The sequence below is a fragment of the Paenibacillus sp. GQ49 genome (genome assembly GCF_059759055.1).
Genome location: NZ_JCAXEL010000002.1, coordinates 374,030 through 389,104 on the forward strand (window position 1 = coordinate 374,030; position 15,075 = coordinate 389,104).

The 15,075-nt window shown below is 47.3% G+C and carries 14 protein-coding genes; all 14 read right to left on the bottom strand.

The features are described from left to right. Entirely contained in the window at window positions 1-900 is a 900-nt protein-coding gene (gene pgeF, locus AC6CIF_RS06310; protein WP_307416742.1) for a peptidoglycan editing factor PgeF, read from the bottom strand. Window positions 901-951: 51 nt separating this feature from the next. After that, entirely contained in the window at window positions 952-1,344 is a 393-nt protein-coding gene (locus tag AC6CIF_RS06315; RefSeq protein ID WP_017687310.1) for a YlmC/YmxH family sporulation protein, read from the bottom strand. A 174-nt stretch (window positions 1,345-1,518) separates the two neighbouring features. Beyond that, window positions 1,519-2,301, bottom strand: coding sequence for an RNA polymerase sporulation sigma factor SigG (gene sigG / locus AC6CIF_RS06320; protein WP_017687309.1), 783 nt, complete (start codon window positions 2,299-2,301; stop codon window positions 1,519-1,521). Window positions 2,302-2,412: 111 nt separating this feature from the next. Beyond that, the gene (gene sigE / locus AC6CIF_RS06325) at window positions 2,413-3,135 is read right to left on the bottom strand and encodes an RNA polymerase sporulation sigma factor SigE (RefSeq protein WP_017687308.1); all 723 of its coding nucleotides are present in this window, start codon (window positions 3,133-3,135) and stop codon (window positions 2,413-2,415) included. 11 nt (window positions 3,136-3,146) lie between these two features. Then, window positions 3,147-4,127, bottom strand: a complete 981-nt coding sequence (gene spoIIGA / locus AC6CIF_RS06330) for a sigma-E processing peptidase SpoIIGA (RefSeq protein WP_498198567.1) — start codon at window positions 4,125-4,127, stop codon at window positions 3,147-3,149. 261 nt (window positions 4,128-4,388) lie between these two features. Continuing rightward, complete coding sequence (ftsZ, locus tag AC6CIF_RS06335; RefSeq protein WP_017687306.1) at window positions 4,389-5,504, bottom strand: cell division protein FtsZ; 1,116 nt, start codon at window positions 5,502-5,504, stop codon at window positions 4,389-4,391. 150 nt (window positions 5,505-5,654) lie between these two features. Then, window positions 5,655-6,938 carry a cell division protein FtsA gene (ftsA, locus tag AC6CIF_RS06340; protein WP_036614863.1) on the bottom strand — a complete coding sequence of 428 codons (1,284 nt, stop codon included), beginning with the start codon at window positions 6,936-6,938 and terminating at the stop codon, window positions 5,655-5,657. 293 nt (window positions 6,939-7,231) lie between these two features. After that, entirely contained in the window at window positions 7,232-7,999 is a 768-nt protein-coding gene (locus tag AC6CIF_RS06345) for a cell division protein FtsQ/DivIB (protein WP_307416740.1), read from the bottom strand. A 58-nt stretch (window positions 8,000-8,057) separates the two neighbouring features. Beyond that, on the bottom strand, window positions 8,058-9,341 hold the full coding sequence (gene murA / locus AC6CIF_RS06350) for a UDP-N-acetylglucosamine 1-carboxyvinyltransferase (RefSeq protein ID WP_124116022.1): 1,284 nt from the start codon (window positions 9,339-9,341) through the stop codon (window positions 8,058-8,060). Between the two features lie 17 nt (window positions 9,342-9,358). Then, a complete protein-coding gene (gene murB / locus AC6CIF_RS06355) occupies window positions 9,359-10,264 on the bottom strand; it encodes a UDP-N-acetylmuramate dehydrogenase (RefSeq protein WP_498198570.1) in 906 nt (301 codons plus the stop codon). Between the two features lie 149 nt (window positions 10,265-10,413). Then, entirely contained in the window at window positions 10,414-11,523 is a 1,110-nt protein-coding gene (gene murG, locus AC6CIF_RS06360) for an undecaprenyldiphospho-muramoylpentapeptide beta-N-acetylglucosaminyltransferase (RefSeq protein WP_498198572.1), read from the bottom strand. A 7-nt stretch (window positions 11,524-11,530) separates the two neighbouring features. Then, window positions 11,531-12,628, bottom strand: coding sequence for a stage V sporulation protein E (spoVE, locus tag AC6CIF_RS06365; RefSeq protein WP_074095851.1), 1,098 nt, complete (start codon window positions 12,626-12,628; stop codon window positions 11,531-11,533). A 48-nt stretch (window positions 12,629-12,676) separates the two neighbouring features. Beyond that, window positions 12,677-14,098, bottom strand: coding sequence for a UDP-N-acetylmuramoyl-L-alanine--D-glutamate ligase (gene murD / locus AC6CIF_RS06370; protein WP_498198574.1), 1,422 nt, complete (start codon window positions 14,096-14,098; stop codon window positions 12,677-12,679). Window positions 14,099-14,101: 3 nt separating this feature from the next. Continuing rightward, a complete protein-coding gene (gene mraY / locus AC6CIF_RS06375) occupies window positions 14,102-15,070 on the bottom strand; it encodes a phospho-N-acetylmuramoyl-pentapeptide-transferase (protein WP_047843751.1) in 969 nt (322 codons plus the stop codon). Window positions 15,071-15,075 lie beyond the last annotated feature (5 nt).

Consider the following 15,075-nt stretch of genomic DNA (forward strand, 5'->3'; position numbering starts at 1 on the left):
TCACCTCTCTTCCAGCCCAATCCAGCTCGCCATCCGCCCTGTAACACCATTTTCCTTCCGATAGGAGAAAAATAGTTCGGGATGACAACTTGTACACCATGTTGTACATTCGATATGATCCGGCAATATTCCTGCTTTCATCATAATGTGTCGATTACATTCTTTCAAGTTTAACATCGTTTTATCGTTATTCACGGCTCGATATGCTTGTTTAGAAGCAGAATCCTTGTATTCATCATTAACCGGGGAATCATCAAACCAAACCCGTACATGCTGCATGACCGCCTCATCCACTTCATAACAGCAATCCCCAATCGACGGACCGATTGCAGCTCGAATGTCCTGCCTACGGCTGCCATACTCCCGTTCCATCGTCTCCACCATGGATACAGCGATACCCGCGACTGTACCTTTCCAGCCAGCATGAGCAAGACCTACCGCCTGCTGCACAGGGTCATAGAAATAAAGCGGAACACAGTCTGCGTAGAAAGAAGTCAGCAGCACACCAGGCACATTCGTGACCAATCCATCCGTATCCTGCAACGCAGATTGACGATCAAGTAATCCTCTGCTCCGATCTTCAGCGGTAATTACAGCCACATGTTTGCCATGCACCTGCTCTCCACAGGTCCATGCTTCTGCTGCAAAGCCAAGCTTCTCGGTTACAAGCCTGCGGTTGTTAAGTACAACTTCAGGTTCATCCCCCACATGATAAGCACAATTGAGCGTGGCATACGGAACTTTTCCAACTCCACCATGCCTCGTCGTAAACCCGACTGACAACTGTTCAAATTGCTGTGTCCAGGGCTCAACATATAATAATAACGGATCAGGACCGAAATCTGAATCTGGGTTCTTGGTCCGTTCAAGTAATTCCTTATCCAATACAAAGGGTTCCATTATCTCACCTCACTACTTCCAGTGTACCAAATGAGCCACATTCTGTCTCATTTATATCGTTCGACGCTGATTACGTTCCGACCGTTCAATGCGTTCCACACGCTCTGTTCGGTTATGCTGCTGTTCATCATACAGGCGCGCTTCGCGATCACGCTCGTCATACGTATTTTCCTTCACCTCATCCATCTTCACCAGAATCACATCTGAACCAATCTTCACAATGTTTCTCCAGGGAATCACCAGATCCGTTCCCCCGCCAAAAAGACCCATAAAACGGCTGTACCCTGGCACAACAATCGCTTCAATTCGTCCCTGCTTCAGATCCAGCTCCAAATCACTGATCTGACCGAGGCGTTTACCATCCGTAATGTTAATGACATCCTTTGTCTGAAAGTCCGAGATTTTCATGCCTCGTGCCGCTACTTCGCTCGTATTTACTTTCATTCATTTCCGCCCCCTGTTATTCCTCTTCTGCCCGTTCTTCACGCTTCTATACAATATATGTTTCAGGGGCGAAAAATGTCCTGTTTTTCATTGAATGTGGAAACGGTCCAAAACAAAAAGACGACCAACGGTATACACTGCCCCGATTGATCGTCCTTCTGCCTTTGCATCGTGTTACGACTTTACATGTTTTTGCATCTGCTGTATCGCTGATTTCTCCAGACGTGATACCTGAGCCTGGGAAATGCCAATTTCATCAGCCACTTCCATCTGGGTTTTCCCTTCGAAAAACCGCATCGACAGAATCATTTTTTCCCGCTGACCAAGACGATGCATCGCTTCACGAAGTGCAATTTCCTCGATCCATGACACATCTTTGTTTCTGTCATCGCTGATCTGATCCATAACATAGATCGGATCTCCACCATCATGATAAATCGGTTCGAAGAGCGAGACTGGGTCCTGAATGGCGTCCAATGCAAAAACAACATCTTCCTTCGGCACATTCAGTACTTCCGCAATTTCGAATATCGTCGGTTCCCGGGAATTTTTATTCGTCAGGCTGTCACGGACCTGAAGTGCTTTGTAAGCAATGTCCCTCAAGGAGCGAGATACCCGAATTGGGTTATTATCACGCAGGTATCGACGGATTTCACCGATAATCATCGGCACCGCGTAGGTTGAAAATTTGACATTCTGGGATAAATCAAAATTATCAATGGCTTTCATCAGGCCGATGCAACCAACCTGGAACAGATCATCGACAAACTCCCCCCGATTGTTAAAACGCTGAATGACACTGAGTACCAGACGCAGGTTGCCATTCACTAATTTCTCTCTTGCTGAGCGATCATGGTGTTGCTGAAGGGAATGAAACAATTCCCGCATTTCAGTGTTGGTGAGGACAGGCAATTTTGCGGTGTCCACGCCACAAATCTCGACTTTGTTTCGGGTCATCGTGATTTACCTCCCAAGGAGAAACATTAATGTACATTATCTCCGGGGCAGGCTTTTTTATTCGTACTTGGCACCCTTGCCAGTAATACCCATTCTGACCAAAGATGTATTTCAGACCATTTTATTGAACTCCTTGCGGAGTCTTTTAATGATTCTTTTTTCGAGTCGAGAGATGTAGGATTGGGAGATTCCGAGGAGATCGGCTACATCTTTTTGTGTCTTTTCTTCCCCATCCGTCAAGCCAAAACGAAGCTCCATAATCATTCGCTCGCGCTCCGTTAATTTTTCCAGTGCCTTGTGCAGAAGCTTCCGGTCTACCTGCTCTTCAATATTCCGATAGATTGTATCGTTTTCTGTACCCAGTACATCGGATAATAATAGTTCATTTCCATCCCAATCAATGTTGAGCGGTTCATCAAAAGAAACTTCAGTTCGGATCTTACTATTACGTCTCAGGTACATCAAAATTTCATTTTCGATACAACGTGAAGCATAGGTTGCCAGTTTGATTTTCTTTTCCGGGTCAAATGTATTAACTGCCTTAATCAATCCGATCGCTCCAATGGAAACCAAATCCTCAATATTGATTCCTGTGTTTTCAAATTTGCGTGCAATGTACACCACCAGACGCAGATTGCGCTCAATAAGCATCGCGCGAATGGCCGAGTCTCCCGAGGATAATTTTTGCAGTAAAAATTCTTCTTCTTCCCTTGTCAAAGGCGGCGGAAGTGCCTCACTTCCCCCAATATAATAGATCTCTTCGCTTTTGAGTCCCAATAAAAATAACAGACGGTAATATTGCAGCTGCGCCACCAGTTTCCATTTCACAAGCATGTACGTTCCTCCTATACCACATTCAGCGGCTTTTCTGTTGCTCCCGCAGAGAGAGCCGTAGACTGCGCAGAAGCAGCGTCTTGCACAAGTTCAGGATGAATCACGGCCTGGTATTTCCCATCCGACGACAAAACACCTCCATCCAGCCCAATAAGTACCCTTGTCGTCTCGTAACATGTTTCCTCCATCGTCACCTTCACCCGGTCCGGCTTCATTGCCAGCATAAACGCAGTCCCTTTGTTAATGCCCCGATAAGGCACCAGCCGCAGTCGATCCTGCCACTGAAAACTTTCCTGATCAAGCTCCAGAATAAGGTTGTCCGGCGCCTCGTCCTTGAGTCTACCCTTCCATGAAGCAGGTAACATGTCTTGCCATAACGAAACCTCCATCACCATGACCGGCATGCGCGATAAGGGATCTGTAAGTTGATTGCCCGTATCCAGAAGGCCTGTACAAGAAATGACTACCTCATCGATGTAGACCTCAACTTTGCCCAAATAGGTCGTCATGCGATCCGTTTTCCGTTTGGAACTCTGCACAGCTTTGAATAAAAACAGGACAGCAAAAAATACGATAAACGTGAACCAGAAAGCAATTTTCAGATCAAATGACATACCGCCAGAAGCCGTGAACCAAATGCCGTTAAACAACTCACCGGAGCTCTGAAGCATGTAATGCACACCTAGAATACCTCCGGCAGCGACAAAATTAATCACATAGAAGGTACCGAGCGTCCTCGCAAAAGCCTGCAGACCTTTAAAACCAAAAGCAATCGTAAGCATGACCAGCGAGAACCCGAACTTGATCAAAAAGGTGAACATAAAATCAAACTCCGGTACAAACATCATGACCACGTATAATGCACCCACAATGGCTGACAGCAACCATCGCCACCAAACCAGCTTTGTCTTGCGCATCCAGGCGGTCATTCCGATGAGTGCACCGTCAATACACAGGTTTGTCAAAAAAATTAGATCCACATAAACAACCAAAGTCTTCACCTGCCTGCGCGCAACATATCGAAATACCGGTACCCGATATCCTGATATTCATGAGCATATTCACAAGTATACGGAGCCCCCTGTTCAAAGTCTGTCTAATCATGGGGGTGTGGTTCCAACTTTTTTTGTCGGAATTGCTCAGGCCCTTTGTTCAGAATTTGTTCATTACTGTATGCTATGCTATCTAAATAAACAGAAAAAACCCGGTCGCTCCATAAGGAGTACCGGGTTTCCAATAAATTGATTTGCGTATTAATCGTTGTTGTTATTGCGTGAACGATTGCGTAAAAATGTCGGAATGTCCAGCTGATCATTGCTCGGCTGATTTCCAAAAGGACGCAGGTTCGGCGAACGCGTATCTGTCGTCTCCGCTGTTGCTGGAGCTGGCTTACGTCCTGGTGGTGGTGGAGCAGGTTTATCTTCAAAACCAGTTGCAATAACTGTAACCTTAATCTCCTCTTTCAGGTCTTCGTCAATGATGGCACCAAAGATCATGTTTACTTCCGGGTCGGAAGCAGACGTTACGATCTCTGCCGCTTCATTCACTTCATACAGGGACAGATTAACGCCACCCGTAATGTTCATGATTACCCCGCGAGCACCTTCAATAGAAGTTTCAAGCAAAGGACTCATAATGGCTTTCCGTGCTGCTTCTGCGGCACGATTCTCACCAGTTGATTCACCAATCCCCATAAGGGCTGAACCACGTTCGTGCATAATCGTTTTGACGTCAGCAAAGTCAAGGTTGATCAGACCCGGTACAGCGATCAAATCAGAGATACCTTGTACAGCTTGACGAAGTACGTTATCCGCTTGACGGAATGCTTCAAGCATAGGAGTCTTTTTGTCTACGATTTCGAGCAAACGATCATTAGGAATCACGATCAGTGTGTCGACTTTTTCCTTGAGAGCTTCAATACCTTGCTCTGCATGGCTGGAACGCTTGCGTCCTTCAAATGTAAATGGACGAGTTACGACACCAACGGTAAGTGCACCACACTCTTTAGCGATTTCGGCAATAACCGGAGCCGCACCTGTACCTGTACCACCGCCCATACCGGCTGTAACAAATACCATGTCTGCACCTTTCAACGTGTTCATGATCAGATCGCGGGACTCTTCCGCTGCTTTTTTACCTACATCCGGGTTGGCACCAGCACCAAGACCACGAGTCAATTTATCACCGATTTGCAATTTATGCTCGGATTTCGCCAGGTGTAACGCCTGAGCATCCGTATTTACCGTAATAAATTCAACACCTTGTACACCATTTTCAATCATACGGTTGACTGCATTGCTTCCGCCGCCGCCTACACCGATGACTTTAATTTGAGCCAAGCTCTCCATCTCGAAATCAAATTCCAACATATTATTCCATCTCCCCCTCAATGTGCATGGATGGCCCGTCCAATTTTTGATTTGAACCGAATCAATTTCATATATCGACGAACGAAAGCGTTTATTTTAGTACCGGCGCATTCAGACGGCTTCAAGAATGTATGAAATGGATCCAACCTGTTATATAAATTCGCTGAACATATTCTTCAGCCGCTCGAACAGACCGGGTTTTTGCTCCGATTCCTGTGCCGTATTTGGCTTCGGACGGTTGGTCGGTTTCTTGTTGTTATTGTTGTTGTTGTTATTTCCACCGCCGTTATTGATCGAGGGACGAATGCGCAAACTGCGAATTACACTGTGCAATATGCCGACTCCGCTTGTAAACCCGGGGTCACGCACACCAATATAATCCGGAACTGCAACTCGTACCGAAGCAGCAAGCTCATGCTGAGCGACCTGCAGAACCCCCGGCATAGAGACCGTACCTCCCGTTAGTATATAACCTCCAGGAAGCTCGTTGTAACCAAGACGCTTCACTTCTTGGGATATCATCTGGAATATTTCTTGAACCCTAGGTTCAATAATTGCTGCCAGATCCTCCTGTGAAAACTCCTTGTCTACATTACTACCAATTCGGGTGACTTTGAACATCACATCCGCAGCAGCATCATCCAACCAGGCGCAGCCATATTTCAGTTTCACCTTCTCCGCCTGATCCGTTAACGTGCGTAAGCCATAGGCGATATCATTTGTTACGAATTCCCCGCCTATAGGCAACGTTGATGTTGCAACAAGACTGTCTTCTTCAAAAATGGCGATGGTTGTTGCACCTGCTCCAATATCAACAAGCACTGAACCCATCGTTTTTTCATCTTTGGACAAAGCCAGTTGACCCGCTCCAAGCGACATGAGAACCAGATCGCTTACTTTCAGACCCGCTTTTTCCACGCAGCGCAAAAGATTATGTATCGCGGTTTTTGCACCCGTAATGATCGTTGCTTCAACTTCCAGACGAACACCAATCATACCACGGGGGTCCTGTATGCCCTCCAAGCCATCTACAACATATTGCTTGGCGACAACATCAATAATTTCCCGTTCCGGCGGAACTGCAATGACTTCGGCTGCTTTCAACACCCGTTCCATGTCTTCTTCTCCGATTTCACGATCCTCGTTAGACACAGCCACGACGCCGTGACTGCTCATCAGTCCGATATGATTTCCCGAGATTCCAACATACACTTCGGATATTTGAATACCTACCATACGTTCTGCATGATCCACTGCGTTGCGAATCGACTGCACCGTCTGATCGATATCTACGATTACACCTTTGCGAATTCCCTCCGAGTCGGCAGATCCAACTCCTATAATATTAAAGGTTCCATTATTCATTTCCCCAATAATAGCGCGAATTTTGGATGTACCGATGTCCAAACTAACAATGATGTCATTGTTGCTCAAGTCTGTGGCACCTCCTGACTCCAATAGTAAATTACGTTCGAATTTAAACACTCTTAAAACATATTCAACACACTTCAGGCTTTCCCTCTTTTTTCTACAATGTTTTTGGGTGTCAAAATCTGGTTGCCAGACATAAAACATTGAAGAAAAAAGAAGGAGGCAACTCATGTGCCATAAGTTCAAGTGTATCATTTTTTCTTCATCTCAGAAAGAACAAGTTTCATTGCTCTGACGGGGCCAAACCCCGACCTGCCTAGGCTTTCATATTCAGTCCAGCCTCATCATGGCAAAGATCAGGGGGTTGCTCCTAGTTCAGCATCATCTTCCGGGTCATCCGGGATGAAAGGGACATAAGTATCTGCCTCAAGCATGGTGATTTTCCCAGGCCGTTCGGTCTCAATCACCTGATTCAGATACTCCACTTTATCCGATAAAAGAGAGACGGTTGTAATCACTTCAAACTGCGATTTGGTATACATCCGAATCTGATCCGGAAATGAAGGCGTTGGATTCGGAATAATTTCCGAAATATCCGTCGTTAATTCATTCGGAATTTTAGCCAGTGTCTGGCTCAGTTTGGCTTTGAGTGGATCATCAGCCTTCCATTGGGTCAATATGGGCTTCTCCACAGCAACACCAATTGTTGCCGGAACCGTCAAGCTTGTCCCACTGGCTAATATCGCTTTTAGCGTACCGTCAGAACCAAGCTCATAAGCAACCGTGGCATATTCCTGAACCTTGATATGGATAATACCTGGAAACTTTTTGTCCACGGTAACGGTGGAAATGGCCTTGATGGTCTTGAGACGCTCAATAACCTCGGCAGTACTTGTCCCAAAAAATTGTTCGCCTTCTTTCAGCCCGCTTTTCTCCAGCAGTTCTGAAGTTGCTGTATATACATTACCCGTAATTTCAATTGCCGAAATCCGACTCATGGAAGAACGAAAGAATAATACAGCGAGCAATACAATAAATAATAATAAGAGAATAATTACAATTTTGCGGCTTGTGTTTCCTTTTGGTCGATTCTTCTTCAGAACCGGAATTTGACTTTTAGGCATAAGTAGCGCTCCACAAAGCCTCAGGTCCCCTCCCTTCAAGAAGGGGACGCCAAGGACGTTAATTGGCAAAATCCAACTGTTTCGAAACGGGCGACTGTCGCTCAACCGATGCTCCAAGACTTTGGAATAACTTCTCGATCTGATCGTAGCCCCGGTCAATATGATGCACTTGCTCCACAACCGTTTTGCCTTGAGCAGCCAGACCAGCAATTACTAGAGCTGCACCTGCACGAAGATCGGTTGCTTCTACTGTAGCCCCGTACAGACGGGGAACACCACGGATAAATGCTGCGTTCAGATCGACTGAAATATCAGCCCCCATCACATTCAGTTCATCCACATGTTTGAACCGGCCCTCGAATACCGTTTCCTTCATCACGCTGAATCCGTCTGCCAAACTGAGCAGCACCATGATTTGCGATTGCAAATCTGTCGGAAACGAAGGATACGGAGAAGTCACAATACGGTCTACTGATTTGGGACGGCTCATACAGCTCACCGTCATTATATCATTGCAGACTGTGATTTGAACACCAGTGCGCTTCAATACATGTATAAGTGAAGTAAGATGAGCAGGATTGCAGTGTGTAAGCGTAACATTGCCTCGTGTTGCTGCTGCTGCAATCATTACGGTTCCAGCAACGATTCGATCCGGTATAATCTCATAGGAACAAGGCTTCAGTTTCTCAACGCCATTGATCGTGATTGTATCCGTTCCTGCACCAATAATGCTTGCACCCATAGCATTCAAAAAGTGTTGCAGGTCTTGTATTTCAGGTTCTCTTGCCGCGTTGCAAATGGTTGTTGTCCCTTTAGCCATAACGGCTGCCATCATGATATTCTCGGTCGCTCCCACACTCGGGAAATCCAAATGAATATCTGTACCCACCAGATTTTGCCCATGACAGATGATCTGTTGGTCCTGCTCTTCAATCAAAGCTCCGAGCGCTTCCAGGCCCCGGAGGTGAAGATCAATTTTGCGTTCTCCAATGGCACAGCCTCCTGGCTGATACACTGACACTTGCCCAAACTTAGCCAGCAATGGTCCCATCAAAAAAATGGAAGAGCGCATCTGCTTCATTAGATCTTCTGGCACATCATATGACCGGATAGACGAGGTATTAATCGTCACTGTTCCCTGTTCATGCCGACACGTGCATCCAAGCCGTTCCAGGATATACAGCATCACTTCAATGTCCAGCAAGTGTGGAACGTTATGCAGTGTAACTTCTCCATCTGCCAACAAACTTGCGGCCATAATCGGTAAAGCGGCATTTTTTGCTCCATGGATGCGTATGGATCCTGAGAGGGGTTTCCCGCCTTCAATCACCAATTTGTCCAATGTATCACCTCCGGGGTTTACCGCTCACCCACTACGAAGACTTCCGGTACCAGGTTAATACCGTTTTGAGATGATATAGTGCTCTGTATCTGCTGCATTAGGGTGATAACGTCCTCTGCTGTTGCTTGGCCTGTATTAACAATGAAATTGGCATGCATGGTGGATACCTGTGCGCCTCCCTGGGTCATTCCTTTCAGCCCTGCTGCTTCAATCAGGCGGGCTGCATGATCACCCGGTGGATTTCGGAATACACTACCTGCACATGCCATCTGCAGTGGCTGTGTGCGGCGCCGGCGATCTTTGTAAGCCGCCATAGTTTCCGAAATGACGTTGCGCTCTCCATGCTGGAGTTCAAATGTAGCTTCCAGCACGATGCCTCTCCGATCATGCAGAACAGAGTGGCGGTAGGCAAAATCCATGTCCTCCTTGCTGTAACGTACCAATTCCCCTGTCTCCAGTACAATCTCAGCGAATTTGAATATCCGTGACACATCCGATCCATGCGCGCCTGCATTCATGTACACAGCTCCACCGACAGTGCCGGGGATACCGCTGCCGAATTCCAGACCGGTCCATTCCTTTTTGGCAGCAACCACACTGAGTTTAACAAAAGAATGCGCCGCTCCGGCGGTTACACCGCCTTCGTGAAATTCGGCATAATCAAAGCCCTCGCCTGGTTTCACCACAACACCACGTATTCCTTTGTCTGACATCAGCATGTTTGAACCCCGTCCAAGTTGCATCCAAGGAATCTGATACGTGTGAAACAATTGAACGAGATTCATCATGTGCTCTTTATTCTCGGGAATGACCAGTGCATCCGCAGGACCGCCGATCTTCCATGTGGTGTATTTGGCTAGCGGTTCGTTTTCAAGAACTCTGCCAACATTATTCTGGGATAGTAACGATATCCACTGATGCATGTTTGCTTCCTCCTTTGCTTCAAAACCGATGAGCACGGTATGTTCTGTTGTTACAGACCGTGTTCTGGCGCCATGGAACGATGGTCACGATTTATACGGTATCTTATGTCAGCCCCGTCTTGTGTGTGACAATCGCCCACAAACGCACTTTATCGGCGTGCAGCAAGACGCTGAATTTCATGAACAAGCACTTCAGCTGCATCGGGTTTCCCCAGTTTCCGGGAGGCTTCAGCCATTCGTTTGCGTCCCGATTCATCATTCATAATCTTGGCGATGGCTTCATACAGGACTTTGCCTGTAAGATCCTTCTCCAGCATCGTGAGTGATGCGCCCCCACCTTCAAGCGTGCGTGCATTGGCTTCCTGATGATTATTAGTCACGTTAGGTGACGGAATCAGGATCGAAGGAATACCCAGTGATGTAATCTCCGCAAGAAATGATGCACCTGCGCGGTTTACAATCAAGGATGTGCAGGCAAGCACCTCAGGCATATTATGCACGTAAGGCAGGACATGCAGGTGATTTGGCATCGTACCCAATGAGCTGCGAATGGCTTCACGCGTTTCATCAAAATAGGTATCCCCTGTCACGTAAACGACATGTACATCGTCCAGTTGATCCAGCATTGGAGCCATGTCCACCATGGCCTGATTGATTGCTTTTGCCCCGCGACTGCCACCAACCACAAGAACAACACGGCTGTTCATCGGTACACCTAACGTGGCAAAACCACGATCACGGCTAGCCTGGGCTACCGTAGTCGCTCGCGGATTACCGGTGTAGATCACCTTTTTTGCGCCGGAAAACGATTTTTCAGAACCTTCAAAGCTAACGGCAACCGTGTCCACATAACGCATCAAAAATTTGTTCGTCAGACCAGGGATGGCGTTCTGTTCATGAATTATACTCGGAATTCCCAGTTTTGTTGCTGCATATACCACAGGTCCACACACATATCCACCTGTACCAATCACAACATCCGGTTTGAATTCCTTCAGCATTTTTTTGGACTTGCGTACACCTTGAATGAAACGCATGACCGTTTTCAGGTTGTCAATGGACAATTTCCGACGAAAGCCCGTAATATCAATGGATTTAAAAGGAATATTTTCTTGGGGAACCAGCTTGCTTTCCAGCCCTCTGGTTCCTCCGATGTATAGAAATGTCGAGTCCGGGTTCTCCGCCTCGCATTGTCTTGCTATGGCAACGGCCGGATAGATATGTCCACCCGTACCGCCACCGCTTAGAACGACTCGCATCGCATAGTCACCTCGCATAACGGGATAAATTCACTAAAATGCCCAGTGCTGTGAGCATGAGGGTCAATGATGATCCACCGTAACTGATCAGAGGCAATGTAATGCCCGTAACAGGCATCATGCCAATGACAACACCAATGTTAATAATGACTTGTACGGCGACCATACCTACGATACCAACACCAAGCAGACTGCCGAAGGCATCCGGAACGGTCATGGCTACACGCATTCCTCTCCACACCAGCACCAGAAACAACAATAATACAATCATTCCACCTATAAAGCCGAGTTCTTCGGCCAAAATACTAAAAATAAAGTCCGTTTGAGGTTCAGGTACATAACTGTACTTCTGCCGACTCATACCCAGTCCCAATCCCGCCAGTCCACCAGGACCAATCGCGTATAAGGATTGAATGATCTGATATCCGGCACCCAGCGGATCGGACCACGGGTCCAAAAACGCTGTGATACGCTGCAACCGATAGGGTGCTGCTGCAATCAAAGCTGCAAACCCCGCTACGCCGCCAAGAGCAAGCAAGCTCAGATGTTTCATTCGCGCTCCGGCTGTGAAAATAATAAGCATCGATGCGCCCATCATCACGGTGCCAGTCCCCAAATCAGGTTGCAGCATAATAATCCCAAAAGCCAACCCGATCAATCCCAGCGGTGGCAGAAGCCCCGATGTGAAGGTTTTGATTTTGCCCGGTTCCTTGCTCAGCCAGTGAGCGAGAAACAGAATCATGCCCAGCTTCATGAATTCTGAGGGCTGAATACCGAACGAACCAATGCCCAGCCAACTTCGTGCACCACCGCGAACCACACCGATTCCAGGAATGAGCACCGCAATGAGCATAATAAAACAGGCAATCAATATAGGCTTGGCGTATTTCCTCCACACCCGGTAGTCTACATTAGCAGTTACGAACATGGCCACAAGCCCAAGCACCGCAAACAGGGCCTGTCTTTTTACAAAATAAAATGAATCGCCATAGTCATGAAAGGCAAGCACCGAGCCCGCACTATATACCATAATAATGCCGATGGCAAGCAATGCCAAAATACAAATCAGCAACCAAATATCTGGTGCCGGTCGCGTCTGTTTCATCAGGAGGCCACCCCTTGCATGGAAGTAGGGGCTTTTCCACCCCCCTACTTACAAGTTATGCGCCGCCTCTTTAAAAATGCGTCCCCGCTCTTCATAGGAAGCAAACATGTCCCAACTTGCACATGCCGGGGATAACAAAACGACATCACCGGCACTGGCAAGCTTCGATGCTTCCTGCACAGCAACGGTTAACGTCCGGGCAGCGTCCTCCTCATTATCGACGACCTTAATTTGCTTTAATCCGGCAAGTTCCGCGACCTTGGCAATTTTTGTCCGTGTCTCTCCAATTGCAACGACAGCTTTTACCCGTTCCTGGAACAAGGGTAACAACTCCATCATGTCTGACCCGCGGTCCAACCCTCCAGCAATTAATACAACCGGTTCCTTGAACGAATTCAGGGCCATAACCGTAGCTTTCGAATTGGTCGCTTTGGAGTTGTTGTAGTATGCAGAGCCGTTATGCTCCAGGACATATTCAAGTCGGTGTTCAACTCCCTTGAAGTCTGCAAGCGGAGCAGCCAGCACCGCAGGATCAGCTCCTGCCGCTACAGCAATCGCCACAGCAGCCAGTGCATTTTCCACATTAAATCGCCCAGGAAGGCCAATGTCCTCAACGTCGATAATGATGTGGTGATCTCCGTTTTCATCCGCGTAGATTACCTGACGCTTCACATCATCCTCTTCTCCATCCACATAAGGGGGATCTGCATACACACCTGTATCCAATTTCTCTGTCACTGAGAAGGGGATCAATCTGCCTTTGATGTAAGGAACCAGACCACGACATACCGCATCATCCCAATTTAGAATGGCTACGTCGTCAGGCTGCTGATTGGCGAACAGTTTTGCTTTGGAAGCCACATAATCATCCATGTTCCCGTGATAATCCAGATGCGTCTCTGCAACGTTAAGCAAGCTGGCAATCCGAGGACGGAAATCAACCGTTCCTTTGAGCTGGAAACTGCTAAGTTCAACAACCATCCAGTTATCTGGAGAAGCTTGCTCTGCCGCTTCACAGAGAGGTGTTCCGATATTACCGGCAACGATCGGCTTGAGGCCGGCATGCTCCAACATTTTACCCACCCAAGTGGTCGTTGTTGTTTTTCCGTTGGAACCCGTAATCCCGATCATGGGTGCAGCACATAGATGATAAGCTACCTCTACTTCGGTCACCACTTCAATGCCCAATGCCATAGCTTGCTGCACAGGAGCTGCATGGTATGGGATACCCGGGTTTTTAACGACCAGCTTCACACCACTGTGAATCAGATCATCCGGATGTCCTCCGCATACAACAGAAATTCCCAAAGCCTCCAATTCGGAAGCTTCGGGACATTGATCTCTCTCTTTTTTATCATTTACTGTAACCTTCGCTCCGGCGCGATCCAGCACTTTGGCGACCTGTACGCCGCTTTTGGCCAATCCGAGCACAACTACTTGTTGTCCGCGATATGATTCAGGATGGTTCATGATCTACAACCCCTTGTTGAGATAAAGTCCAAGAGCGGCCAAAATTGCGCCTACCGCCCAAAAGGTAATAACAACCCGCCATTCTGACCAACCACTTAATTCAAAGTGATGGTGAATGGGGCTCATTTTGAATACACGCTTGCCACGAGTCTTGAAAGATACCACTTGAATGATGACAGACAGGATCTCGATAACAAAAATACCGCCAATGATGACAAATAGAAGCTCTGTCTTGGTTACAATCGCTACCGCACCAATCGCACCGCCAATACCCAGAGAACCGGTGTCTCCCATAAACACTTTAGCCGGATGTGCATTGTATACCAGAAAACCGAGTACAGCTCCGATCATCGCTGCTGCACACACTGCTGCCGGCATCGACGTGGCTTGCATCGCCACAATGGCAAACGCGCCAAAGGCAATTGCACTTACCCCTGACAGCAAACCATCCAGACCGTCGGTAAAGTTAACCGCATTGGTAATGGCAAGCATCATGAATACGACAAATGGATAATAGAACCATCCGGTCCAGTCAAACGAGAATGACGTACCCGGAATAGAGATGGCTGTGCTGTGTCCATTCTGGATCAGCAAGAAACACATCACTGCACTAAAGAACAATTGGCCCAGCATTTTTTGTCTGGCCGTCAGTCCCAGCGAACGTTTGAACACAATTTTGATGTAATCATCCAGGAAGCCAATCAGCCCGAATCCCAGGGTAGCCACAAGCAAGACATAAAAGTCTGTATTCTTGACTGCCGAAAATTTCAAAAAGGCCAATGTGAACGCAACTAAAATGACGACTCCACCCATTGTAGGTGTTCCGCTTTTTTTCAAATGGCTCTGAGGCCCATCTTCCCTAACTTGCTGTCCGAATTTCATTCGACGTAACAGCGGAATCAGGAGCGGTGCGGCAATCACCGCCAGAATAAATGAAACACCGATTGTTAACAGTAATACCTGAAAATCCATGGGTT

What these genes read in the sequence shown, in the direction of transcription:
- pgeF (WP_307416742.1), bottom strand. Translation starts at nt 900, where the DNA reads ATGGAACCCTTTGTATTGGATAAGGAATTACTTGAACGGACCAAGAAC.
- AC6CIF_RS06315 (WP_017687310.1), bottom strand. Translation starts at nt 1,344, where the DNA reads ATGAAAGTAAATACGAGCGAAGTAGCGGCACGAGGCATGAAAATCTCG.
- sigG (WP_017687309.1), bottom strand. Translation starts at nt 2,301, where the DNA reads ATGACCCGAAACAAAGTCGAGATTTGTGGCGTGGACACCGCAAAATTG.
- sigE (WP_017687308.1), bottom strand. Translation starts at nt 3,135, where the DNA reads ATGCTTGTGAAATGGAAACTGGTGGCGCAGCTGCAATATTACCGTCTG.
- ftsZ (WP_017687306.1), bottom strand. Translation starts at nt 5,504, where the DNA reads ATGTTGGAATTTGATTTCGAGATGGAGAGCTTGGCTCAAATTAAAGTC.
- AC6CIF_RS06345 (WP_307416740.1), bottom strand. Translation starts at nt 7,999, where the DNA reads ATGCCTAAAAGTCAAATTCCGGTTCTGAAGAAGAATCGACCAAAAGGA.
- murB (WP_498198570.1), bottom strand. Translation starts at nt 10,264, where the DNA reads ATGCATCAGTGGATATCGTTACTATCCCAGAATAATGTTGGCAGAGTT.
- murG (WP_498198572.1), bottom strand. Translation starts at nt 11,523, where the DNA reads ATGCGAGTCGTTCTAAGCGGTGGCGGTACGGGTGGACATATCTATCCG.
- spoVE (WP_074095851.1), bottom strand. Translation starts at nt 12,628, where the DNA reads ATGAAACAGACGCGACCGGCACCAGATATTTGGTTGCTGATTTGTATT.
- murD (WP_498198574.1), bottom strand. Translation starts at nt 14,098, where the DNA reads ATGAACCATCCTGAATCATATCGCGGACAACAAGTAGTTGTGCTCGGA.
- mraY (WP_047843751.1), bottom strand. Translation starts at nt 15,070, where the DNA reads ATGGATTTTCAGGTATTACTGTTAACAATCGGTGTTTCATTTATTCTG.